The following is a 21,274-nucleotide window of genomic DNA, read 5'->3' as shown; positions in this document are numbered from 1 at the left end:
CTGCATCCTGTTGAAGGCTCGGCCTGCCAAAGAGCAATAAGGGCGCCGTAAAGGCGCCCTGTGGATCAGATTTTTGCTGCCTTCGCACGCGGGCCAGGCAAGATGCCGCCGTTGCTGTTAGCGGTCAGTAATCTGTTGCTGGTGACGAAAGCAATTTTATGCGCACTGTCGCTGACGTTACTGGCTATCTGCTTCACCGCAGCGGCGATCAGTATCCCGATGACGCCCTGGTTACTATTATTCTGCTCGTTGTCGGTAGCGGTGGCCAGGCCACTCCAAATCTGCTTCCCGGTACGAAGATCCACCAGTCTGGCGGTTGCCGACACCTGCGTCACGCTGTCGACCACAATATATTTTGTGCCGTAATCGGTGATATCAATATAGAGTGCCGCGTCCGCATTAAAGATGCTGCGAAGCTTCGCCGCGCTCACGGAACGGATATCCGTGGCGTTGTCTAATCCGTTCTGCTTAAAGGTCTCTTCTACCACCGCTACCGGGAAAACATAGTAGCCCGACTCTGCCAGAGGCTGGGTGACCAGCGAGGTAAAACTATGTGCGGCGTTGATATCGGGCGTGTGGTTTTCAGCAGGCAGCACCAGAATAGAAGCGGGCTTGCTTTCGCGGAAAGCCGAATAGTCATAAGGCGTTTTTTTGGCGCAGCCGGTAAGCGTAACCACCGCCAGCAGGGCGGCAATTGCTAAGATTTTCTTCATTGTTGTGCTCCTTGCTTGTTACGCATCAGGAAATCCATATAGCCCGCGGATTCAGGAAAAGCGGTTTTTTCAGCGTTGAACTGCTGGAAAGCCAGGTCAGGATGGCCGGTATCCACATAGAGTAACCCCAGCTGGGCATGCAGCCCTGGCGCCACGGGTTTATTTTTGGCGTGCGCCTGATGAATAACAGCATTCAGCGTTTCAATCTCTTTTTCCGGCGCTGCCGTATGTTGGTAATAGCTGTACAGAGAGGGCTGGTAATCGCCCCAGTAATAGGTGGTAGTCGATTTTCCGGCGCAGGCCGTTAATAACAGCGCCGTAGCCGCTGCCAGAGTATATTTAATAACGCGCATCTCTTTCTCCCTCTGTTATTTAACCGCGCGCCAGGCGCCGGATTCAATTCCGCTGACCAGATGATTTACCGCTTCGCGGATCGCCAGATCCATTACTTTGCCATTCAGCGTAGAGTCGTAGCTGGCAGTGCCGCCGAAACCGATCACTTCGCGATTGGAAAGCGCATATTCCCCTGCGCCCTGAACCGAATAAACCACTTCAGAGGTGGTGACATCGACAATATTCAGGTTCACTTTGGCGTAAGCGACCTGTGTTTTTCCGCGACCCAGGATCCCCCACAGCTGCTGGTCGCCTGTCTCTTTGCGGCCAAACTCGGTGATATCACCGGTGACGACGTAGTTGGCGCCTTTAATAGACTGTGCGCTGCCTTTGTAGCCCGCTTCCGCCTTAAGTTCCTCAAGGTTGGCGCGGTCCAGCACGTTAAAGCGGCCGGTCTGCTGCAGATGAGTAATAAGAATGGTTTTAGACTGATTGCCCAGACGATCCACGCCATCGGAAAAAATACCGTTCATATAAGAGGAGCGGTTATCAAACTTGCCTACGGCGATCGGGCTTTTCACTCCCTGATAAGCAGGCTGGCTGGCGGCAGTGACCTGCGGAGCCTCTATAGCGCGGGAAGATTCGGTGGCGCAGCCGCTGAGAACAGCGCTGCTGAGTAACGTCAAAGCAACAAGGTGATAATGGCTTTTCATTTCTTATCCATGAATTAAGTAAAAACAATCCTGCACTCATTTTAAAATTTCGGCAGCCCGCAAACCCAGCGGCAGAAATAGAACAAACTTCTTGTTATTAACTTCATCATTCATCCTGCCCGAAAATATAGTTTATTTCCGTTACTAAGTAATCTGTTCTATTATGGCAACTGCTCAATGGCGATGTGGGCGAACAATAAATAGCCGGCGAGTGCTGGAATAATCTGTCAGCGGGAAGCTAACTCAGTAAACTATCGGCTGACATTAAATAATCTTTAGTAATATGGATAATAAAATGCGTTCAGGTAAAGGGCAAAAGAGGCTGTTCAGAGGCGGGATAAGCGTGCTGATACTGGTTCTTGCCAGCTGCCAGACGCCATACCCTGGCAATCACCCTAAGCCGCCTCCCGCCGGGGAGGAGGAGATGCGGGCATATGCGGAGAAAGTCTGCGTCAAGCCAGAAGCGGGATTCAGCTATTCTGACTGTATTTATCTCTCTGAGTTGCAGTACGGCATTCAGCGCAATTTTTACGGCTCAAAGCAGTATGCGGGGCGCGAATGCACCCTGACCATTCGTTACAACGAAAAGGGGCGCTACGATGTCCAGAGCACCGCAGGCGATGAACTGCTGTGCAAGAAAGCCTGGAGCGTGGTCAGCTCGGCAGAAAATTTGCCGCCGCCGCCACAAAGCATACCAAAAAGTATGGTGCTGATTTTCAAACCAGCCGGTTAACCGGCTTTTCATCCTGACGCCACTGTCGCGGACTGATGCCAAACCAGCGGCGGAAAGCGCGGGAAAAGGCGCTGACTTCTGAATAGCCCAGCAGCAGCGCCATTTCAGAGATCGGCAGCTGACGCTGCTGCAGATAGTGCGTTGCCATCTCGCAGCGAACGTTATCCACCAGCGCGGTAAAACTCAGGTTCTCGTCGCGCAGACGGCGTTGCAGTGACCAGCTCGACAGCCCCATTTTCTCCGCTACCTCTTCCAGTACCGGTTCACCTTTCAGCAACACCAGATGGACCTGAGCGCGCGCCTGATCGACGATATTTTGCTGTGAGGTGGCGCTGTTCAGGCGACGAATGGCATCCTGCATCACCATCAGCAGCATAGGATCGCTCTCCGGCATGGCCCGCATCAGATCGCGTTTAGGGATAATCAGCGAATTAAAAGGTTGATCAAAATAAACCGGCGCATCAAACACTTTGCAGTGTTCATGCCATTGAGAAGGTCGCGGGTGTTCAAAATGCACTTCACGCGGCGCCCAGTTTTTTCCGGTGACGTGGCGGATCAGATTCATAAACATGCCCAGCGTCAGCTCAGCATCCTGACGCCGACAGAGGATAGCGCCGTGACGCACCTGATAGTCGAGTCGCCAGCAGTCGCCTTTATCTACCAGGCGGGTCAGCGTGTCGTGCTGATGCCAGGGAAAAGCGTTAACCACGTTATGTAACGCCTGCTCCAGCGTCTCTGAACAGAGGCCAACGTAGCCGATCAGACCTAATGACTGCGGTTTAAACTGCTTGCCGTAATGTAAACCGAAGTTATCACAACCTGAACAGCGTGCCGCTTCTTCCATCACGCGGCAATAGTTGATCAACCCCAGGCTCAGGGTGGGGCTGGAGAGCCGCTCAGGATCGATGCCGCTTACCCCGAAAATACGATCGACATCGCCACCTTTGTCACTGATAAAATCACTTAAGCCGCTGGCCGCAGCGGCCAGCACGCCACGGTTGCTGGCAGCGCTGGCCTGCAGCGCCGACGCCATATCAGGCTGTTTGATCACACCGGTTTGCATCATTATCGCCTCGGCAGGGGAACACATCCTGCTTATGCAGCAATAATCATACCAATCAGGCTCCCACGGGCAGGTCGCTGGTGTCCAGATAGCGGCGGCAGAGGCGCACGGAGTGATCGGCCCAGTGAGGTCCCAGGCTCTGCGCCATCTCCGTCTCCGCGTGCGATCCCACCCAGGCCAGCAGCTGGATCCGCCGCTGGATCAACAGTGTGGGCACCATTTCCATCTCCTTATCACTGATATGCGCCACCTGCTCATAGCCCCTGATCCAGTGATCGATCCATTCGGCTGCACGGGGATGGTGCTCCACAAAACTGATCGCTGCCGCAAGATCGTGCAGATACCAGCCCATTCCGCAGTCATCGAAGTCGATCACCCGCGTCTCCCCCTTATGCAGCAGCAGGTTGGTCAGACGCAAATCGGCATGGATCAGGCCATAACGGGCAGACTCTTTGCCGAACGTCTGCAGATCTTCCCCCACGCGGCCAATAACTTCTTCTACTACCGGACGATCCTCAGGGCGTAAATTGGGCGCATCCCGCCAGTCTCCCCAGTGGCTCTGCGGGCTGACCATGCTGTGATGATCCCAGATAATACGCTGGAAACCGGCAGGCTTCTGCCAGCTTCTGCTGTGCTGATGCAGTCGGGCGGTAATATGGCCCAGTTGCTGAAACGCGCGAGGATCAACATCGGTGGTGGGCATCTCTCCCTCAATCCAGTGAAACAGGACAGCGTGGCGCTTGCTGCCATCCGCCAGCAGGAGCGTCTGAACGGTTTGCCCCTCTTTATCCGTTACCGCTTCAGGGACAACGATCCCCGTTTCCCGCAGCGCATCCAGCCAGTGCAGCTCGCTTTCGATATCCGCCCGCGCATGGTAATTGTCCCGATGCAGCCGCAGCGCATAGCGTTTGTCTCCTGCCACCAGCAGAAACGTGGCGTTCTCTGAGCGACAAAGCAGGCTCAGCCTTCCCTGTAGCGAAGCGGGATAGCGGGCGACCGCTTGCTGTGCAAGGTTAAGCAGCGCGGTGTTATCCAGGTTGTCATATTGTGTGACACTCATAATCTGGCTCCTGAGAGGTTAGCGGCCGGTTGTGTTACCAGCATGGCGTCGCCAGGTCTGCACCGCCTGACCGCAGACGACCCTCTTTTGACTGTAGCGTGCATCCACCACTTTTCTTGCTGCTGAGTTGACAGCAGAGCACAAAATTCCTTACGCCAGCGTCAAGTTTCCCCCCGGTACCGGCTGCATTATCGACTGACCATAAAAAACATCACGGGGATATCACTATGACAGGCAAGCTGAAGCCCACCCTGGGCACAATACATCTGTGGGGCATTGCGGTAGGTCTGGTCATTTCCGGCGAATATTTTGGCTGGAGCTATGGCTGGGGCGTGGCGGGTACGCTGGGTTTTCTGGTGACCACCGCGCTGATCGCCACCATGTACACCTGCTTTATCTTTAGCTTTACCGAACTGACTACGGCAATCCCCCATGCCGGTGGGCCTTTTGCCTACAGCCGTCGCGCGTTTGGCGAGACTGGTGGCCTGATTGCCGGTATGGCAACCTTGATTGAATTCGTTTTTGCCCCTCCCGCTATCGCCATGGCTATCGGCGCTTATCTCAACGTGCAGTTTCCTGAACTCAACCCCAAATATTCTGCCGTAGGCGCCTATGTCATCTTTATGACGCTGAATATCCTGGGGGTAAAACTGGCAGCGATGTTTGAACTGGTCGTAACGGTGCTGGCCGTGCTTGAGCTTCTGGTGTTTATGGGCGTGGTGGCGCCGGGGTTCAGCGTGGCGAACTTCGCCGCCAACGGCTGGTCGGGCGGCGAACACTTCGGTCTGCCTGCCCTCTCCGGTATTTTTGCCGCCATCCCGTTTGCTATCTGGTTCTTCCTGGCGATTGAAGGGGCGGCGATGGCGGCGGAAGAGGCGAAAGATCCGAAACGCACCATCCCCAGGGCCTATATCACTGGTATTCTGACGCTGGTGATCCTGGCTATCGGCGTGATGCTGCTGGCGGGCGGCGCGGGCGACTGGCGCAAACTCTCAGATATCAACGATCCTCTGCCTCAGGCCATGAAAATGGTAGTGGGTGAAAACTCTGGCTGGATGCATATGCTGGTCTGGATCGGCCTGTTCGGCCTGGTTGCCAGCTTCCACGGCATTATCCTCGGCTATTCCCGCCAGTTCTTTGCCCTCTCCCGCGCGGGCTATTTGCCTGCGGGCCTGGCAAAACTCTCCCGCTACCAGACGCCGCACCGGGCGATTATTGCCGGCGGGCTGATTGGCATAGCGGCGATCTTCAGCGACAGCTGGATTAATCTGCAGGGTATGACGCTGACGGCAGCAATGATTACCATGGCAGTATTTGGTGCCATCGTGATGTATCTGATGAGTATGCTAAGCCTGTTCAGGCTTCGCCGCATCGCACCGGAGATGGAACGCAGCTTCCGCGCGCCGGGCTACCCGATGGTGCCGGGAATTGCGCTGGCACTGGCGCTGGTATGTCTGATTGCGATGCTGTGGTTCAATCCGGTCATCGGCGCGCTGTTTGTGGCCTTTATGGTGGCTGGCTATATTTATTTCCTGATGACCAGAAACCAGCGTGCCAGCGCCCCACGTGATGCCATGTTGACAGGTGAGTAAGGTAACGGGCGACAGCGATGCCGCCTTTAATGAAAACGTCTGGTGGATAAATGAGGACTCCAGGGGAGCGGCCGCTCAATACACACTATACAGAGCGGCTTTTCCAGAGGAGCCGCCGCTTTTACCAAAGATGAACCGTCCGGGCTATAGCTGAGGGATCACCCCTGCGGCCAGAGCCAGGCGGCACCGCGAACGCCGCTGGAATCGCCATGGAGAGCCTTAAGCAGGGGCGTTTCGCACTCTCCACCAAACACCCATTTTTTCATCAGCTGCGGTACCGTCTGGTAAAGACGGTCGTTATTGCTCATGCCGCCCCCCATCACAATCACATCGGGGTCGAGAAGATTTACCACCTGTGCCAGCGCTTTCGCCAGGCGCAGTTCATAACGGCTCATCGCCAGCTCGGCTATTGGATCCTGCTGCTCAAGCAGCCTGATGATCTCCGCGCCCTTCAGCTCCACGCCGCTCAGACGATGATAATCGATGGCGAAGCCGGTACCGGAGATAAAGGTTTCGGTACAGCCCTGTTTGCCGCAATAGCAGGGAACCTCTTCACGGTAGCGCAGCTCATCTTCATCCATCCAGGGTAGGGGATTATGCCCCCACTCGCCCGCATTGCCGTTGCCGCCAATATGCGCCTGCCCCTGCAACGCTATCCCTGCACCGCAGCCGGTACCGATAATCACCGCAAATACCGTCTGCTGGCCTGCGGCTGCGCCATCAATGGCTTCCGAGACAGCCAGGCAATTGGCATCGTTGGCGATACGTACTTCGCGGTTGAGCAGCTTGTGCAGATCTTTATCCAGCGGCTGACCATTCAGCCATGTTGAGTTGGCGTTTTTCACCCGTTGGGTAAAGGGTGACAGCGTGCCGGGTATACCTATACCCACGCTGCCCTGCTCGCCCGTTTTCTCTTCCGCCAGCTTCACGAGATCGGCAATCGCTTTTATCGTCTGCTGATAATCATCGCGCGGCGTGGCAACACGGTGGCGAAACAGCGTCTCTCCTGATTCCGCAAGCGCGATCACTTCAACTTTCGTTCCACCTAAATCAATCCCGATACGCACTTGTTATTCCTCATTATTTAACGGTCTCTCTTTTACCTTAGAAGGCCAGAGGCGGAAAGGCAATGAAACGCCGCCGCCGATTCGCTATCATGCGCGCTGACTTAAAATTAGCGCGCCTGATGCGCGCCAGAGAGGGAAAGCATAATGCTGTGGTTTAAGAATTTAATGGTCTATCGTCTGAATCGCGAAATCCCACTGGCGGTGGATGAGATGGAAAAACAGCTTGAGGCATTCACTTTCACTCCCTGTGGCAGCCAGGATATGGCGAAAACCGGTTGGGTGTCGCCGATGGGGCCGCGTGGCGATGCGCTGACCCATGTTAATAATGGTCAGATCCTGATTTGCGCACGTAAGGAAGAGAAGATCCTGCCTTCGCCGGTAATTAAACAGGCGCTGGAAGCCAAAATCAGCAAGCTGGAAGCCGAGCAGCAGCGCAAGCTGAAAAAAACCGAGAAAGACTCGCTGAAAGATGAAGTGCTGCACAGTCTGCTGCCGCGCGCCTTCAGCCGCTTTAACCAGACTTTCCTGTGGATCGATACCGTCAATAATCTGATCATGGTTGACTGCGCCAGCGCTAAAAAAGCGGAAGACACGCTGGCGCTGTTGCGTAAAAGCCTGGGTTCGCTGCCGGTGGTGCCACTGACGCTGGAAAGTCCCATCGAGCTGACAATGACCGAATGGGTTCGCTCGGGTGAAACGCCTGCGGGCTTTACGCTGATGGATGAAGCAGAGTTGAAAGCCCTGCTGGAAGATGGCGGTGTGATCCGCTGCAAGAAGCAGGATCTGGTTTGCGATGAGATAGCCAACCATATTGAAGCGGGCAAGCTGGTGACCAAACTGGCGCTGGACTGGCAGGAACGTGTTCAGCTGCTGCTCTCTGATGATGGCTCGCTGAAGCGCCTGAAGTTTGCCGACACGCTGCGTGAACAGAATGATGATATCGATCGCGACGATGTGCAGGCGCGCTTTGATGCAGACTTTATTCTGATGACCAGCGAACTGGCAGCGCTGGTGAGCAATACAGTTGAAGCATTAGGTGGTGAAGCGCAGCGATAATCTGCTGCGTCATGCAATGCATTAACGACCCGGCTACAGCATGGTAGCCGGGGTTGCTACCAGGCAAAAAAGGTCATTAATCTTTCAGGTAACGGCAAAGATAGGATGACGGCTCCGCCACCTGCAGATGGAATTCACTGTGACCCGGCACGTTAAAGATCTGGCCCGGTTCATAGAGCTTCCATTCCGTTTCCCCGTGAAGCAACACCTTCAGCGACCCGCTGACCACCGTCATCTCTTCCGGCTGACCCGTGCCAAACGTATATTCGCCTTCCATCATCACGCCTACGCTGGCGCGCCCGGTACTGGCACTGTCGAAACCAATTGATTTCACTTTTCCGTCGAAGTACTCACTGACGTTGAGCATATAAACATCCTTAAATTCAGAGAAAACAGAACAGTGTAAAGTGCCGAGAAGGTCTCGTTTACACAAGCAGTTCCGCTGCCAGTTTGGCTATCAGCACATTGGACAGCAGCACGGGGATTCCCAACAATTTCTGTAAAAAATCACGGTGCCGCTGATGGTAGCCTAAGCAGTCCAGTACCACGACATCTGCGCCCTGCTCCTGCAGCAGCAGCGCGGCATCTATCAGCTCATCATCGCTGTTGTGCCACGGGCTGGCCACGGCAAAATGGGGCTGCTGCGCCAGGCTTTTCCATTTGCGTGCCTGCTCAGCAATATACTCCTCTCTGGCCACCACAATGCCAACCTGATGCCCGTCGGTTATCGCCTCGACCAGCGGCGGCAGAATACGGTAAGGTTCCAGCAGAACAGCGCGCTCGGTAAAGAGGTTGCTGTACTGCCCGCTGCACAGCATCAGAATAGTCTCGAAGCCCTGTCGTTCAAGCTCGCGGATCTGATTTTGCAGCGCCGCTTCAACTTTTTCAGCCGAAAGCACCACATGCGTGCCATCGTCAAGACGCGTCATAACCACTTTTTCATTTTCTGCCGCCGCATAGTGCCGGGCGATATCCTCTGTCGTCAGCCCATCAAGCAGGCCAACGTGCTTAATCTGTTCTTCGGGCAGGTGTTCAAGTAACAGGGGGTGGAGATCGCTGCGTGCTGCATGGCCCAATGTGAGCGTTGCAAGTGCGTGTTTCATGGTTTTACTTTCCCCGTAAGTCGATTTTTCAGCGGGTGAAACCGCTGGCTCCTTACCGATGCCAGAGCCTGAAAGCACGGACAGAGAAGGCATATCAGCTCTGTCTGAAAGGGCTGATGGCGCCGTGGGTGAAAGGGTATTTTTCAGGAAATCTGTCACGAATCTGTCCAGTTCAGGCTAAGGAAGAGCTAAAGGTTTATTCTTCGGGAATTAACGCTTAATAGAGTGAAAAAAATATGATGATGCAGCTATGGGGTCAAGCAAAAATCGCAGGCAATCCTGACTGGCTTCCCTGCCAGACCGGGATCACTCTTTTTCCTGATCCTCATACCGGGCTTTAGCATCCTGCGCTTCCTGCTCCGTTTCATGCTCGCTGATAAGGGTATCCGTTCTCGGATGGTCGGCACGTAGTTCATACCGGGTCACAGTTTCTTCAGTGGTGCCTTTTTTTACCGGAACAATTCGAGCTTCGCGTGGATACGGCGGACGACCTGCCATAAATTTCTCCTCAGTCAGAATGAAACAATCTGCCCAGCGGAAACGCCCGGACAAGCTGGTGTAACACTAAGTATAGACAAAGACAGGAGAAACCTCAGGAAGTCTGGTGCGCTTTGCAGAGGCTTTAGCTGGCGCGGGCGAGAGAAAGCATCGTAATGATATCTTCCACTACCCTTTCCGGAGACTGCATGGCGTTGATCACATAGTGTGCGGCTTGCTGGTAAAGCGCATCACGCGCTGCCAGCACGTCCACCATTTCATCGGCGATTGGCCGGCCTGTCAGCGTTGGCCGCTGTGCCTGCTCAGGATAGGCCTGCAGCCGCGCGGCCAGCACGTTGGCTTCCGCATGCAGATAGATCACCCGCCCGTGCTCACGCATAAACTTTCTGTTTTCCGCAGCCAGGATCATGCCTCCTCCGGTCGCAATCACCGTGCCGGATGCCGTCACGGCTTTTAATGAAAGCGTTTCACGCTGGCGGAATCCTTCCCAACCTTCAGTCGAAACGATTTCAGCCACGCTACGCTGGGTGATCTCCTGAAGGTAACGGTCGGTATCACTAAAGGCGTAACCCAGCGCGTCAGCCAGTGCCTGGCCAACGGTTGTTTTTCCGCAGCCACGTGCGCCAATCAGATAAAGGGGTAACGACATAACCTGCAGGTCCTCAGCCTTCACGTCGCGGGCAGTTTCCACGGCGACTGGCAGATAGTGATTAACTTTGCGTCGCATCATACCGATAATTTTATCCCGCCACCAGTAGTCAATTTTTCTTTACACCTTACACCAGCCACAACCGATTAAATCGGTTACTTTTCATGTAATTATATGGCGTAATACTTTCTTTACGCCACCAGCAAAAGCGGAAGATGTTTGCAACATTTCCTTACCCGAAGCGCGTTTACTTTCCTGCGGCTGGCCTCAATATAGTAGCTATCATCCCTGTTGGAGAAAGCCCCATGCAGAACCAGGAACAACAATTAATTGAAAGTCTGTTCAGCCGTTTAAAACAGGCGGAAACGCAGTCTGGCCCTCGTGATGCGGCGGCGGAGAAACTGATTCAGCAGCAGCTTCAGGCGCAACCGGGAGCGCCCTACTATATGGCGCAATCTATTCTGATTCAGGAGGCAGCCCTGAAGCAGCTGAACAACCGGGTGAGCGAGCTGGAAGCCAGGCTGGCAGAGTCGCAGCAGCCTCAGCAGAGCAGCGGCGGTTTCCTCTCTAACCTGTTTGGCGGTGGCAATCAGCGGCAGCAACAGCCTGCCCAGCCGCAGCAGTCAGCGTGGAACAGCGCTCCGCCGCAACAGCAGCCAGCTTATGCTCCTCCTCCGCAGGCCGCCGCGCCTTCAGCTGGGCGTGGTTTCCTGGGTGGCGCACTGCAAACCGCCGTCGGCGTTGCCGGTGGAGTGGTGATGGCAGATATGCTGACCAGCATGTTCCATCACTCTCAGCCGGAAGAGATCGTCAATATCATCAATGAGCCAATGCCGCAGGAAAGCTTTGATAATAATCTCGATACTTTCAACGGCAATGATGGCCAGTTTGCCGGTCAGGATGCGGGTTTCCAGCAGGAAAGCGGCAATGATTTTGATGGCTTTGGCACGGATGGTTTTGACAACGATGATTTTGGCGACGACGACAGTTTTCTGTAAGTCGTAAAACGGGTGGGGCTTCCCACCCGTTTGCTCTACTTCTTTTTCTGGTTCTGCAGCCACTTATCCAGTTCATTAGCAAACTGCTGCCGGTCACGCTGATTCAGCGTGGCGGGCCCCCCGGTTTGTATACCGCTGGCGCGCATCGTATCCATAAAGTCACGCATCGTCAGTCTTTCGCGAATCGTGGCTTCGCTGTAGCGTTCACCGCGAGGATTCAGCGCAACAGCGCCCTTCTCCATCACTTCCGCCGCCAGCGGAATGTCCGCCGTGATCACCAGATCGCCCGCTGCGGCACGCCGTACAATTTCATTGTCCGCCACATCAAAGCCAGCGGGGACACGCAGAGTGGTGATAAACCGCGAGGGCGGCACGCTGAGCGGCTGATTAGCCACCAGCGTGACGGTCATCTGCTCACGATCGGCAGCGCGATAGAGCACTTCTTTGATTACTTTCGGGCACGCATCGGCATCCACCCAGATTGGCATCGCCATTTTCCTTATTCATCGGCTACGGGAATGATGGAGATCTTGCCGTTCTTTTCCAGAATGGCAAATTTAATCTGATCCAGCCGTTCCAGCCCGCCTGAACTACGTGCGGAATTCATGATGTCATCTTGCGAAATCCCCGCTTTTCTCGCTCTTTCCGGTAAAAAACGCCCGTTCTCAACCAGAATCAGCGGAATACCGTCAATCAGCATATCGAGCCGGGGAAAACGGGACTTCAGTATGCCAAACAGGATATCCACTACGATCAGCGTAATAATAGTCAGTGAGGCGCCGGTAACAGAGAAGTCATTGCCCAGCAGTGCCTGTTGGGTAGCCTCGCTGATAATTAACAGTAAAATCAGATCAAAGGAGGTCATCTCCAGCAGCGTTCGCCGTCCGGCTATCTTCAGGACTACCATCAGCACCAGGTACATACTGACCGCGCGTAATACCGTCTCCATGTTGTCTCCTTAAGGATAAATCCAGTGGGTAAAATGCACGCTGGTATCGTCGTCAAGCGTGACCGTAACGGGGTAGCGCCCAAATTGCTGCGCCTGAGATCCAATCCAGACGGTTGCGCCGTCCCTGAAGCTTGATGATGAATAGATCAGCACCAGGCTGTTACTTTTACTCACCGCCTGCTGCGGCTGCGGCTGCAGAGACTGGATCTGGAAGTTATCCATCTCTTCGCCGCTCAGCGTCAGCGTGAAGCGATCGTGATGAGCGGGTCTGACCCGGATGGCCATGGCGATATCGCTGTCCCGCAGGCCGAAACGCTCATACTCAACGCGCAACGCGCCGTCTGAAGAAGTGACCACGCCATCGCTCAGAAAGCCTTTCGAAAAGAGCCCACAGGCACCGAGTACCACCAGTGCCAACAGCAGGGCGCCGCCAATTTTCTGGATGCGCCACTCCACGCGCTGCCAGTACATATTTTCCTGGATCGGATAGTCACGACTTCGTTCTTCATCTTGCTTATCAGGATTCATACACCCTCTCTCCTTATTCCTTTAGTCGCTTAAGCTTAGCTGAAGGTGGATTACGGTGGGGAATGACGTAAGCTAGAACCCAATGAAAAACTGACAGAAAAGGGAACGCTACCGTGGAAAAGAAAATCGGCTTCATTGGCTGCGGCAATATGTCCAAAGCCATTATTGGCGGGTTGGTCTCAGCCGGAGAGGTTAAGCCTGAAAACATCTGGGTGTTTGACCGGAAGCCCGAGACAAACCAGGCGATGCAGGAGAAGTACGGCATCACGCCGGGTTCCAGCGCCGAAGAGGTGGCTAAGCAGGCGGATATTCTGTTTGGTGCGGTAAAACCTAATGTGATTTTGAACGTGCTGAAAGAGGTTTCGGGCAGCCTGAATAAAGAGACGGTGGTGGTGTCGATTGCCGCTGGCGTCACGCTGGAGTCGCTGGCAGCGGTGCTGGGCCACGACAGGAAACTGGTGCGGGTAATGCCGAACACGCCAGCCCTGGTAAACCAGGGCATGACGTCGGTCACGCCAAACGTGCTGGTGACCAAAGAAGAAGCGGATGAGATCGTCACCATCTTCCGCGGATTCGGCAAGGCAGAGCTGGTACCGGAATATATGATCCACGCGGTGGTTGGCGTGAGTGGTTCAGCACCAGCCTATGTATTTATGTTTATTGAGGCGATGGCTGATGCGGCCGTGCTGGGTGGCATGCCCAGGGCGCAGGCGTACCAGTTTGCGGCTCAGGCCGTAAAAGGGTCGGCCCAGATGGTGCTTGAGACCGGCAAGCATCCGGCAGAACTCAAAGATATGGTCTGCTCTCCCGGCGGCACGACGATTGAAGCGGTAAAAGTGCTGGAGGAGAAAGGATTTCGTGCGGCGATAATGGAAGCGATGCAGCAATGTATGGCGAAATCGGAACGAATGAGTAAAAACTGACGCGCGTCGGCGGTCGGGCCAGCTGTTGCCAGGGGAGGTAATCCTCCCCACTGCTGGAATTGTGGCGGGAGGGCCCGCTTCGCTCCTGCCCACAACCTTAATTTGGGCGATTCAGACCTCCCCAATGCCGTCAGTAAAGGGCTTTTTCCACCAGCGCTGCTGCTTCCGCCAGGGTCATTGGCTTCTGCATTCTCAGCACCAACTCTGCGGTAAAGGTGTACATGCCACAGGAGGTGACCGCAGCCAGCTGCCCTTTCTGCCCGTAAAGCGCCACAAATTTCTTCTCCTGCAACGAGCCAAACAGCTGATAGTCATCCCACTCCCCTGCGTGCCCAACATACTCATAGCGCGTACCAAACTGAGTTGTCCAGAAGAACGGCACCCGATCCCAGGGATCGTTCTCTCCCAGCATATTTTTCGCCGCAACTCGCCCTTGCTGTTCCGCGACGCGAAAATGTTCAATCCGCAGCGTGCCAGTAGCGGTGGGGAAAGTAGCAATATCCCCGGCGGCCCAGACATCGTCAGCCACCTTCAGCGTCTCGCTGGTGGTCAGACTGCCATCCTCATTCAGTGGAATATCATGAATAAATGCTGTGCCTGGCGCGATGCCGGTGGCCAACAGTACGATATCAGCCGGTACGATCTGCCCATCCTTGAGTTCAACGGCGGTAACATGTCCGTTGCTCTCTTTAAGCGAGGCGATCTCCCCTTCCGTAAATTTCACGCCGTTCTCTTGATGAAGCTCGCGGAAATAGCGCGCAATCTGCTCGCCAAACTGCTTTTTAAAGGGAAGCGGGTCGCGTGCAATCACCTGAACTTCAATCTCCTGCGCTCGCAGGGCCGAGGCCAGCTCCATGCCGATAAAACTGTTGCCAATAATCACCAGCCGCCTGGTTTTATCGACCTCTTTCAGCAACGTGTCGGCCTGTTCTGTGCTGCGCAGCACATGGACGCCAAACAGCGCTTTGCCCTCAAAACCTGGGCGCTGCGGGATGCCGCCAGTGGCGATCAGCAGTTTGTCGTAACTTAAGGTTGCGCCATCGGCAAAATAAAGCAGCCGCTTTGCGGTATCCAGTCGTTCCACATCCGCCTGAATACGTTCAGCAAAGGGAGCAAAGTCCTCCTGAAGCAGAGGCGGCACCTCACTGATTTTCATCTTGCCTGAGGGAACAAATTTAGTCAGAACGGTGCGGTCATAGGGCGCCTCGCTTTCACGATCCACCAGCATCAGCTTGCCCGTGAAACCTTCACGGCGCAGTGTCCAGGCCGCTGCCGCCCCCGCAGCGCCCGTTCCCAGAATCACATAGACAGGCTGCTGCTGGTCGGCGGCAAATGAGACGAGCGGCGGCAGCGGTTCGGGGTCAACCTGCACCATGCCATTCTCCACTCTGACGGGATAGCGCTTGAGATCGCTCAGCGCCAGCGGCTCACACATGCTGCCATCTGCCAGACTGAAATTCGCTTTGTGCCAGGGGCAGACCAGTCTTCCCTCATAAATTGCGCCTTCTTCAAGTGGCGCGCCAGCGTGCGGGCAGTTGCTCTGAAAAGCTTTTACGGTTTGCTGCTCACGAATCAGAATAATTCCCGTTTCGCCAATCGGCACTCGTACCGGCTTAAGCTCGGGTAAATCCTGTAATACGATGGCATTTTGATAGCTCACGACAGTTCTCCCTTCTTTATTTTTATTTATCATCACGGCTAATAAGCCTGGCATTTACAGGGAGAGTGACCAGCAGGAAAAATAACGGAACCGTAAAACAGGAAATAACCCCATGTTTTATATTGAGTTTAAATATTTAAGAAAATATTAACAGCAGCGTAAAGCTGACGGACAGACCAACAGAGGAAATAATTATTAATAGCAGGTTAACCCGTCACTGCTTACTGCCAGGTGACGGGCCGGAGAAACTTACTGGCGGGGATGAAGCAAAAGGCGCTGAATATAGTTTTCCAGCAAAGTGGTATCTTCGGGACTGACCGCTGGGGTATGTGAGGCCGTTTCCAGCGCTGAGGTAATACTCTGCGTCATTTCCTGAAACTGTTGGCTATCCAGTTTACGCACCAGCGCCGTAACGACAATTTCTAACGCTTCAACCTGGGCTACCAGCTCTTTGGATTCAGCTTCTTTTTCCGCCAGCTTAACCAAAAGTTCTGCAATAAGATTTTTCATGCGAACGTCTCAGCGAGATAAAGCATGAAGTTATCATTGTGCTTAAAAAAAGAAAACTGATAATCGTGAGATATTTTCATCACTTAAGTACTTAAAGGCTATCATTTTTCGGTTTTGTGAAACGCCGCGCGCTTTACTGTAATCGAAACGTTTTGCTGGCGTTTTGTACCATTCGTGACGCCTCTGAGCAGAATAAACCAGAGGCTACTGACCTCCGGTTCAGGCAGTTAATAGCCCTGGCTGAAGCCACCACGAGGGCCGCCGCCATGCCCCCAGCCGCCACCGTGCGGAGGCGGGAAGATACAGCCGCTCAACGCGGTGACCAGTGCAACAATACTTACAGCTTTAATGACTCGACTCATCGTTATTTCCTCATGGTAACGTTGGCGCTGATAGTAAGCCTGGTCTCGCGCCCCTTCAATGCGGAATCATCCTGTTCAGGGCCAGTTTTACCGCCGGAAACCACGCTTAACGCTTTCCTGTCAGAACCCTGCATCAATGCTTAAAAAGCTCAGCATGCGTATGCCTGTTAAAGCGATCTGCTTCGCATGATACTGACGAATCTCTTTACATCAGCCTGAACTCAGCGCAATGTGAGCGCATAACATTTCAGGGGATCGTTGATGAAAACAGCCGCTTTACCTGGCCTGCAGCAGCAGCTCTTACGACGCGAGTGGGAAAATCCTAACGTTACGCAGCTCAATCGCCTGCCCATGCATCCGCCTTTTTCAAGCTGGCGTACTACCGAAGCGGCCAGAAAAGATATCTCCAGCGCCAGTCGGCGCTGTCTGAATGGAAACTGGACGTTCAGCTATTTCACTCAGCCAGAGCAGGTACCCGATAGCTGGCTGTGGCAAGATTTGGCTGATGCCACTTCTCTGCAAGTCCCCTCCAACTGGCAGCTGGCAGGGTTTGACGCCCCCATCTATACCAACGTGCAGTATCCGATCCCCGTTACCCCTCCCGTGGTGCCCAGGGAAAATCCTACCGGATGCTATTCGCTGAGGTTCCAGTGCGATCCCAACTGGCTGCTCAGTGGCCAGACGCGTATTCAGTTTGAAGGGGTGAACTCGGCCTTTTATCTCTGGTGCAACGGTCAGTTTGTCGGTTATTCCCAGGACAGCCGGCTTCCGGCCGAATTTGATTTAACCCCAGTGCTGGCTGCCGGAGATAACCGGCTGGCAGTGATGGTGCTGCGCTGGAGCGACGGCAGCTACCTGGAAGATCAGGATATGTGGCGAATGAGCGGCATCTTTCGTGACGTCAGCTTGCTCCATAAACCTCTGGCACACTTAACGGACGTGCAGATTGAAACGCACCTGAGCGCGGAATATCACTCAGCGCAGCTACAGGTTCTTGCCATCTGTTCCGCCGCCACATCCCCGGCCAGTAAAATAGAAGTGCAGCTCTGGCGTCAGGGTGACCTGGTGGGAAGTGTTTGTCAGCCGCTGGGTAGCCGCATCATTGATGAGCGGGGGCGGTATACTGACCGCACAACGCTGGCGCTTAAGGTAGAGCGCCCTGATTTATGGAGTGCCGAAACGCCGCACCTTTATCGCGTTACCGTGGCGCTGCTGAATGCAGAGGGAGCGCTTATCGAAGCGGAAGCTTTTGACGTCGGTTTCCGCAAGATTGCGATTGATGGCGGCCTGCTGAAACTCAACGGTAAACCTTTGCTCATCCGGGGAACCAACCGTCACGAGCATCATCCGGAGCGGGGCCAGGTGATGGATGAAGCGACGATGATCCACGACATCAAGCTGATGAAACAGCATAATTTCAACGCCGTGCGCTGTTCCCACTATCCGAACCATCCGCTCTGGTACCGGTTGTGCGATCGTTACGGCCTCTATGTGGTGGATGAAGCCAATATCGAGACGCACGGCATGCAGCCGATGAACCGGCTCTCTGACGATCCGCTCTGGTTCAATGCGTTCAGCGAACGCGTAACCCGAATGGTTCAGCGCGATCGTAATCATCCCTGCATTATTATCTGGTCACTGGGTAACGAGTCTGGTCACGGCAGCACGCATGATGCTCTGTGGCGCTGGGTAAAAAGCAGCGATCCCACCCGTCCCGTACAGTATGAGGGTGGCGGTGCAGATACCTCCGCCACCGACATTATCTGCCCGATGTATGCCAGGGTCGATCAGGATCAACCTTTTGAGGCGGTGCCGAAATGGTCACTGAAAAAATGGATTGGCCTGCCGGAAGAGAACCGTCCGCTGATCCTTTGCGAATATGCGCACGCGATGGGCAACAGCCTGGGCGGGTTTGCGAAATACTGGCGCGCTTTTCGTGAATTCCCCCGACTACAGGGTGGGTTTGTCTGGGACTGGGTCGACCAGAGCCTGACCCGTTACGACAGTCAGGGCAATCCCTGGCAGGCCTACGGGGGCGATTTTGGCGATACGCCTAACGACCGGCAATTCTGTATGAACGGCCTGGTTTTTGCAGATCGAACTCCCCACCCTTCGCTTTTCGAGGCGCAGCATGCACAGCAATTTTTCCAGTTTTCGCTGCTAAGCACCGAGCCGCTGAAATTCCTTATCCGGAGCGAGTATCTGTTCCGCCACAGCGATAACGAAATCCTGCGCTGGACCCTTGAGCATAACGGCGTAAAAATTGCTGGCGGTGAGCAGGAGCTGGCTCTTTCGCCGGAAGGCAGTCTGATCGTCGATGCCGGAGAGAGACCGGATCTGAGCGGAGAAGTGTGGCTGAATGTTGAAGTTATTCAGCCACAGGCAACCGACTGGTCAGCAGAAAATCATCGCGTGGCGTGGGATCAGTGGAAACTTCCGTCACGTCTGGCCCCTCCGTCGCCAGCGCTGCAACCTGTTACGCCAACGCTTGAGCACAGGGAAGATCTCATTCTCATCCGGCATCTTAACCAGGTCTGGCACTTCTGCCGCCGTAGCGGTGAACTGACACAATGGCTGATTGACGAAGAGCCGCAGCTGCTTACCCCTCTGCGTGACTGCTTTATCCGGGCGCCGCTGGATAACGATATCGGCATCAGCGAAGTCAGCAAACCCGATCCGAATGCCTGGGTTGAGCGCTGGCAACGGGCTGGTTTTAATCAGCTTGCAAGCGAGCTGCTCGATCTGCAAGCCGACAGGCTCAGTCGGGGTGTCCAGCTGACTTCGGTTCATGCGTGGCAGGTCCATGGCGAGCTGAAGTTTCTGAGCAGAAAAACTTTTCTCATTGATGAGTCAGGCCAGATGCATATCTCGGTAAAAGTTTCCCTGGCTGATGGCGTGCCGCCTCCGGCCAGGATTGGCCTTCGCTGCCAACTCGCTGAAGAGGTTAAGGAAATAAGCTGGCTGGGAATGGGGCCGCATGAAAATTATCCCGACCGCCAGAGTGCTGCCCAGTTTTCCCGCTGGACAAGGCCACAGGCGGATCTCTACACCCCTTACATCTTCCCTGGTGAAAACGGGTTGCGCAGTGGTACTAAAACCCTGGATGCCGGTAACATAAACGTCACTGGGGATTTCCACTTTTCACTAAGCCGCTACAGCCTGGAACAACTACGGGAAGCGACCCATCGCCATCTGTTACGAAAAGAGAAAGGGTGCTGGTTACATCTGGATGGCTACCATATGGGCGTGGGCGGAGATGACTCCTGGAGCCCAAGCGTCAGCCCCGAATTTTTGCTCTCCGCCAGCCATTATGCTTACGAGCTGACCCTGAAACCACGCTAAACAGGGGGTGACCTGGCGGGTAATCCGTCAGGTCTGGTTAGCCCCTACCCTTTTGCGATTGCGCCAGCTTACAATAAGCTGAACGGTGTTAATAAACACCACGGCCGCCGTTGCGGCGAAGACCCAACGAAAGCCGCCTATCGCCGAGACGCCAGAGCCAATCAGCGGCCCGACCACATTTCCCAGATACATAAACGACTGGTTATAGCCGAAAATACGTCCGGTTACCCGATCGCTGGAGTAACGCAGCAGCATCGTCTGTACCGCTGGCATCATCGCGCCCTCTGCAAAGCCGAGCAGAAAACGTAATACCCCCAGTTGAAAAGCGCTGTCTGCCCAGGACATTGCCATAAACAGCACAAAGGTCAGCATCAGCGCCGCAAAAAGAATACGTTCCGCTCCAATGCGATCGCCCAGTTTACCCAGCTTAGGCGCTGAAACGAGCGCCGAGACGCCGGGGATGGCGGCCACTACACCGCTGATAAAGGCGATGTTTTGCACATCGGGTTCCAGCTGGCGGACAAAAAGCGTCAGAATCGGGCTGATGGAGCCGTTACAAAGCTGGATCACCAGCGTGGTCAGGAACAGGCTGATAATCAGGCCAGGATTGCCCAGCGTCCGGAACACCATGCTGCCGGTCATGTTGTCCTCTTTTTTAACCCGCGGCTGGCCGCCCTCTTTAATCAGGAACAGGGTAATCAGGAAACTGGTGAGCAGTAGCGCAGAGGTGATCAGGAATACGGCGCGCAATCCTACCCAGTCCGCAAGAAAGCCTCCCATCATCGGCCCCATGATCACCCCGCAAATCTGCGCGGTGGTGACCATACTCATCGCCCAGCCGCTGCGCTCCCTTGGCACCTGAGTCGCCACCATCGCCATGGCATTAGGAATATAGCCTGAGGTCAGCCCCATCAGCGCCCGCAGCAAAAACAGTTGCCAGACATCGGTCACGAAAGCCTGCAGAAAGATCACCACGCCCATGCCGAGCGAGGCGCGCAGCAGCATCAGCTTACGACCTTTGCGATCGGCAAGGCTGCCCCACATCGGCGCAACGATAGCAGAGACTAAAAAGGTGACGCTGAAGATAAGCCCGGACCAGAGCGTCAGGGCGCTGGGATCGGTTACCCCCAGTTGCTCAACATAGAGGGGCAGAAAGGGAATGATTTGGCTGATAGCCAGGCCGGTAAAGAGGCAGCCGAACCAGACTGAGATGAGGTTAACCTTCCAGGATTCCATCTTGTTGTACAAAAAGCCTTATGGCAAAAGTGCGAAAGCAAAGTGTAACAAGGAGGTTTTAGCGATGAGTGGCAAATAACGCGGTAAAGATAACTTTGAAGTTTTAACCTGGGATAGCGGCGACTGAAGCAGACGATCCCCTCAGTAGCAGGCGAATTATGCGGGTAACGCCCTATTTCTTGCTGG

Annotated in this window: 23 protein-coding genes; 6 read left to right on the top strand and 17 right to left on the bottom strand. The window is 54.6% G+C overall.

What is annotated here, in order from left to right; all coding sequences use genetic code 11:
• Nucleotides 1-65: 65 nt before the first annotated feature.
• Genes SD961_RS08110 through SD961_RS08100 form a run of 3 tightly spaced genes read right to left on the bottom strand, consistent with a single transcriptional unit; the run spans nt 66 to nt 1,759 of the window.
• Nucleotides 66-713 carry a DUF799 domain-containing protein gene (locus SD961_RS08110; RefSeq protein ID WP_318789879.1) on the bottom strand — a complete coding sequence of 216 codons (648 nt, stop codon included), beginning with the start codon at nt 711-713 and terminating at the stop codon, nt 66-68.
• Entirely contained in the window at nt 710-1,066 is a 357-nt protein-coding gene (locus SD961_RS08105; protein ID WP_318789878.1) for a DUF4810 domain-containing protein, read from the bottom strand. The genes SD961_RS08110 and SD961_RS08105 overlap by 4 nt, the downstream gene beginning before the upstream one ends.
• A gap of 15 nt (nt 1,067-1,081) precedes the next feature.
• Nucleotides 1,082-1,759, bottom strand: a complete 678-nt coding sequence (locus SD961_RS08100; protein ID WP_318789877.1) for a CsgG/HfaB family protein — start codon at nt 1,757-1,759, stop codon at nt 1,082-1,084.
• Between the two features lie 295 nt (nt 1,760-2,054).
• On the opposite strand from SD961_RS08100, the gene SD961_RS08095 reads away from it, so the two are divergent.
• Complete coding sequence (locus tag SD961_RS08095; RefSeq protein ID WP_318789876.1) at nt 2,055-2,492, top strand: cell envelope integrity TolA C-terminal domain-containing protein; 438 nt, start codon at nt 2,055-2,057, stop codon at nt 2,490-2,492.
• Here the strand turns inward: SD961_RS08095 and SD961_RS08090 are convergent.
• Both SD961_RS08090 and SD961_RS08085 read right to left on the bottom strand, forming a co-directional pair.
• Nucleotides 2,476-3,555 carry an AraC family transcriptional regulator gene (locus tag SD961_RS08090; RefSeq protein ID WP_412916670.1) on the bottom strand — a complete coding sequence of 360 codons (1,080 nt, stop codon included), beginning with the start codon at nt 3,553-3,555 and terminating at the stop codon, nt 2,476-2,478. The two genes, SD961_RS08095 and SD961_RS08090, sit on opposite strands and share 17 nt — an antisense overlap.
• A gap of 55 nt (nt 3,556-3,610) precedes the next feature.
• Nucleotides 3,611-4,615: a phosphotransferase enzyme family protein gene (locus SD961_RS08085; RefSeq protein ID WP_318789875.1), complete on the bottom strand. Its 1,005-nt coding sequence runs from the start codon at nt 4,613-4,615 to the stop codon at nt 3,611-3,613.
• Between the two features lie 227 nt (nt 4,616-4,842).
• Between SD961_RS08085 and eat the strand changes: the two genes are divergently transcribed.
• Complete coding sequence (eat, locus tag SD961_RS08080; protein ID WP_318789874.1) at nt 4,843-6,207, top strand: ethanolamine permease; 1,365 nt, start codon at nt 4,843-4,845, stop codon at nt 6,205-6,207.
• Nucleotides 6,208-6,365: 158 nt separating this feature from the next.
• Here the strand turns inward: eat and mak are convergent, their stop codons facing one another.
• Complete coding sequence (mak, locus tag SD961_RS08075) at nt 6,366-7,274, bottom strand: fructokinase (RefSeq protein ID WP_318789873.1); 909 nt, start codon at nt 7,272-7,274, stop codon at nt 6,366-6,368.
• A 144-nt stretch (nt 7,275-7,418) separates the two neighbouring features.
• Between mak and rdgC the strand changes: the two genes are divergently transcribed.
• Nucleotides 7,419-8,330 carry a recombination-associated protein RdgC gene (gene rdgC / locus SD961_RS08070; RefSeq protein WP_318789872.1) on the top strand — a complete coding sequence of 304 codons (912 nt, stop codon included), beginning with the start codon at nt 7,419-7,421 and terminating at the stop codon, nt 8,328-8,330.
• 76 nt (nt 8,331-8,406) lie between these two features.
• Here the strand turns inward: rdgC and ppnP are convergent, their stop codons facing one another.
• The 4 genes from ppnP to aroL all read right to left on the bottom strand — a co-directional run bounded on the left by ppnP (nt 8,407) and on the right by aroL (nt 10,580).
• Nucleotides 8,407-8,697, bottom strand: coding sequence for a pyrimidine/purine nucleoside phosphorylase (ppnP, locus tag SD961_RS08065; protein WP_318789871.1), 291 nt, complete (start codon nt 8,695-8,697; stop codon nt 8,407-8,409).
• Nucleotides 8,698-8,755: 58 nt separating this feature from the next.
• Nucleotides 8,756-9,433, bottom strand: coding sequence for an AroM family protein (locus tag SD961_RS08060; RefSeq protein WP_318789870.1), 678 nt, complete (start codon nt 9,431-9,433; stop codon nt 8,756-8,758).
• A gap of 306 nt (nt 9,434-9,739) precedes the next feature.
• The gene (locus tag SD961_RS08055; protein ID WP_306207541.1) at nt 9,740-9,931 is read right to left on the bottom strand and encodes a YaiA family protein; all 192 of its coding nucleotides are present in this window, start codon (nt 9,929-9,931) and stop codon (nt 9,740-9,742) included.
• 124 nt (nt 9,932-10,055) lie between these two features.
• Nucleotides 10,056-10,580 (bottom strand): shikimate kinase AroL, encoded by a 525-nt coding sequence (aroL, locus tag SD961_RS08050; RefSeq protein ID WP_318790162.1) that lies wholly within the window; start codon nt 10,578-10,580, stop codon nt 10,056-10,058.
• 305 nt (nt 10,581-10,885) lie between these two features.
• On the opposite strand from aroL, the gene SD961_RS08045 reads away from it, so the two are divergent.
• Entirely contained in the window at nt 10,886-11,578 is a 693-nt protein-coding gene (locus SD961_RS08045; RefSeq protein ID WP_318789869.1) for a DUF2076 domain-containing protein, read from the top strand.
• Nucleotides 11,579-11,613: 35 nt separating this feature from the next.
• Here SD961_RS08045 and SD961_RS08040 read toward each other — a convergent pair whose 3' ends face one another.
• The 3 genes from SD961_RS08040 to SD961_RS08030 are packed head-to-tail and all read right to left on the bottom strand — an operon-like array spanning nt 11,614 to nt 13,055.
• Nucleotides 11,614-12,066, bottom strand: coding sequence for a YaiI/YqxD family protein (locus SD961_RS08040; RefSeq protein ID WP_318789867.1), 453 nt, complete (start codon nt 12,064-12,066; stop codon nt 11,614-11,616).
• An 11-nt stretch (nt 12,067-12,077) separates the two neighbouring features.
• Nucleotides 12,078-12,527 carry a DUF421 domain-containing protein gene (locus SD961_RS08035; protein ID WP_318789866.1) on the bottom strand — a complete coding sequence of 150 codons (450 nt, stop codon included), beginning with the start codon at nt 12,525-12,527 and terminating at the stop codon, nt 12,078-12,080.
• Between the two features lie 9 nt (nt 12,528-12,536).
• A complete protein-coding gene (locus SD961_RS08030) occupies nt 12,537-13,055 on the bottom strand; it encodes a hypothetical protein (protein ID WP_318789865.1) in 519 nt (172 codons plus the stop codon).
• Between the two features lie 113 nt (nt 13,056-13,168).
• Between SD961_RS08030 and proC the strand changes: the two genes are divergently transcribed.
• Nucleotides 13,169-13,978 (top strand): pyrroline-5-carboxylate reductase, encoded by an 810-nt coding sequence (gene proC, locus SD961_RS08025; protein ID WP_318789864.1) that lies wholly within the window; start codon nt 13,169-13,171, stop codon nt 13,976-13,978.
• A gap of 130 nt (nt 13,979-14,108) precedes the next feature.
• Here proC and SD961_RS08020 read toward each other — a convergent pair whose 3' ends face one another.
• The 3 genes from SD961_RS08020 to SD961_RS08010 all read right to left on the bottom strand — a co-directional run bounded on the left by SD961_RS08020 (nt 14,109) and on the right by SD961_RS08010 (nt 16,510).
• A complete protein-coding gene (locus SD961_RS08020; RefSeq protein WP_318789863.1) occupies nt 14,109-15,638 on the bottom strand; it encodes an FAD-dependent oxidoreductase in 1,530 nt (509 codons plus the stop codon).
• A 249-nt stretch (nt 15,639-15,887) separates the two neighbouring features.
• Complete coding sequence (iraP, locus tag SD961_RS08015) at nt 15,888-16,148, bottom strand: anti-adapter protein IraP (protein WP_318789862.1); 261 nt, start codon at nt 16,146-16,148, stop codon at nt 15,888-15,890.
• 227 nt (nt 16,149-16,375) lie between these two features.
• Nucleotides 16,376-16,510 (bottom strand): hypothetical protein, encoded by a 135-nt coding sequence (locus tag SD961_RS08010; protein WP_318789861.1) that lies wholly within the window; start codon nt 16,508-16,510, stop codon nt 16,376-16,378.
• Nucleotides 16,511-16,771: 261 nt separating this feature from the next.
• On the opposite strand from SD961_RS08010, the gene SD961_RS08005 reads away from it, so the two are divergent.
• Complete coding sequence (locus SD961_RS08005; protein ID WP_318789860.1) at nt 16,772-19,852, top strand: beta-galactosidase; 3,081 nt, start codon at nt 16,772-16,774, stop codon at nt 19,850-19,852.
• A gap of 27 nt (nt 19,853-19,879) precedes the next feature.
• Here the strand turns inward: SD961_RS08005 and SD961_RS08000 are convergent, their stop codons facing one another.
• The gene (locus tag SD961_RS08000) at nt 19,880-21,088 is read right to left on the bottom strand and encodes a multidrug efflux MFS transporter (protein WP_318789859.1); all 1,209 of its coding nucleotides are present in this window, start codon (nt 21,086-21,088) and stop codon (nt 19,880-19,882) included.
• Between the last annotated feature and the right edge of the window lie 186 nt (nt 21,089-21,274).

The organism is Erwinia sp. MMLR14_017 (genome assembly GCF_033657285.1).
Classification (GTDB): Bacteria; Pseudomonadota; Gammaproteobacteria; order Enterobacterales; family Enterobacteriaceae; genus Erwinia.
Note: the sequence above shows the minus strand (reverse complement) of the source record. Positions and strands in the feature narration are given on the sequence as shown.

What these genes read in the sequence shown, in the direction of transcription:
- SD961_RS08110 (WP_318789879.1), bottom strand. Translation starts at nt 713, where the DNA reads ATGAAGAAAATCTTAGCAATTGCCGCCCTGCTGGCGGTGGTTACGCTT.
- SD961_RS08105 (WP_318789878.1), bottom strand. Translation starts at nt 1,066, where the DNA reads ATGCGCGTTATTAAATATACTCTGGCAGCGGCTACGGCGCTGTTATTA.
- SD961_RS08100 (WP_318789877.1), bottom strand. Translation starts at nt 1,759, where the DNA reads ATGAAAAGCCATTATCACCTTGTTGCTTTGACGTTACTCAGCAGCGCT.
- SD961_RS08095 (WP_318789876.1), top strand. Translation starts at nt 2,055, where the DNA reads ATGCGTTCAGGTAAAGGGCAAAAGAGGCTGTTCAGAGGCGGGATAAGC.
- SD961_RS08090 (WP_412916670.1), bottom strand. Translation starts at nt 3,555, where the DNA reads ATGCAAACCGGTGTGATCAAACAGCCTGATATGGCGTCGGCGCTGCAG.
- SD961_RS08085 (WP_318789875.1), bottom strand. Translation starts at nt 4,615, where the DNA reads ATGAGTGTCACACAATATGACAACCTGGATAACACCGCGCTGCTTAAC.
- eat (WP_318789874.1), top strand. Translation starts at nt 4,843, where the DNA reads ATGACAGGCAAGCTGAAGCCCACCCTGGGCACAATACATCTGTGGGGC.
- rdgC (WP_318789872.1), top strand. Translation starts at nt 7,419, where the DNA reads ATGCTGTGGTTTAAGAATTTAATGGTCTATCGTCTGAATCGCGAAATC.
- ppnP (WP_318789871.1), bottom strand. Translation starts at nt 8,697, where the DNA reads ATGCTCAACGTCAGTGAGTACTTCGACGGAAAAGTGAAATCAATTGGT.
- SD961_RS08060 (WP_318789870.1), bottom strand. Translation starts at nt 9,433, where the DNA reads ATGAAACACGCACTTGCAACGCTCACATTGGGCCATGCAGCACGCAGC.
- SD961_RS08055 (WP_306207541.1), bottom strand. Translation starts at nt 9,931, where the DNA reads ATGGCAGGTCGTCCGCCGTATCCACGCGAAGCTCGAATTGTTCCGGTA.
- aroL (WP_318790162.1), bottom strand. Translation starts at nt 10,580, where the DNA reads ATGTCGTTACCCCTTTATCTGATTGGCGCACGTGGCTGCGGAAAAACA.
- SD961_RS08045 (WP_318789869.1), top strand. Translation starts at nt 10,886, where the DNA reads ATGCAGAACCAGGAACAACAATTAATTGAAAGTCTGTTCAGCCGTTTA.
- SD961_RS08040 (WP_318789867.1), bottom strand. Translation starts at nt 12,066, where the DNA reads ATGCCAATCTGGGTGGATGCCGATGCGTGCCCGAAAGTAATCAAAGAA.
- SD961_RS08035 (WP_318789866.1), bottom strand. Translation starts at nt 12,527, where the DNA reads ATGGAGACGGTATTACGCGCGGTCAGTATGTACCTGGTGCTGATGGTA.
- SD961_RS08030 (WP_318789865.1), bottom strand. Translation starts at nt 13,055, where the DNA reads ATGAATCCTGATAAGCAAGATGAAGAACGAAGTCGTGACTATCCGATC.
- iraP (WP_318789862.1), bottom strand. Translation starts at nt 16,148, where the DNA reads ATGAAAAATCTTATTGCAGAACTTTTGGTTAAGCTGGCGGAAAAAGAA.
- SD961_RS08010 (WP_318789861.1), bottom strand. Translation starts at nt 16,510, where the DNA reads ATGAGTCGAGTCATTAAAGCTGTAAGTATTGTTGCACTGGTCACCGCG.
- SD961_RS08005 (WP_318789860.1), top strand. Translation starts at nt 16,772, where the DNA reads ATGAAAACAGCCGCTTTACCTGGCCTGCAGCAGCAGCTCTTACGACGC.
- SD961_RS08000 (WP_318789859.1), bottom strand. Translation starts at nt 21,088, where the DNA reads ATGGAATCCTGGAAGGTTAACCTCATCTCAGTCTGGTTCGGCTGCCTC.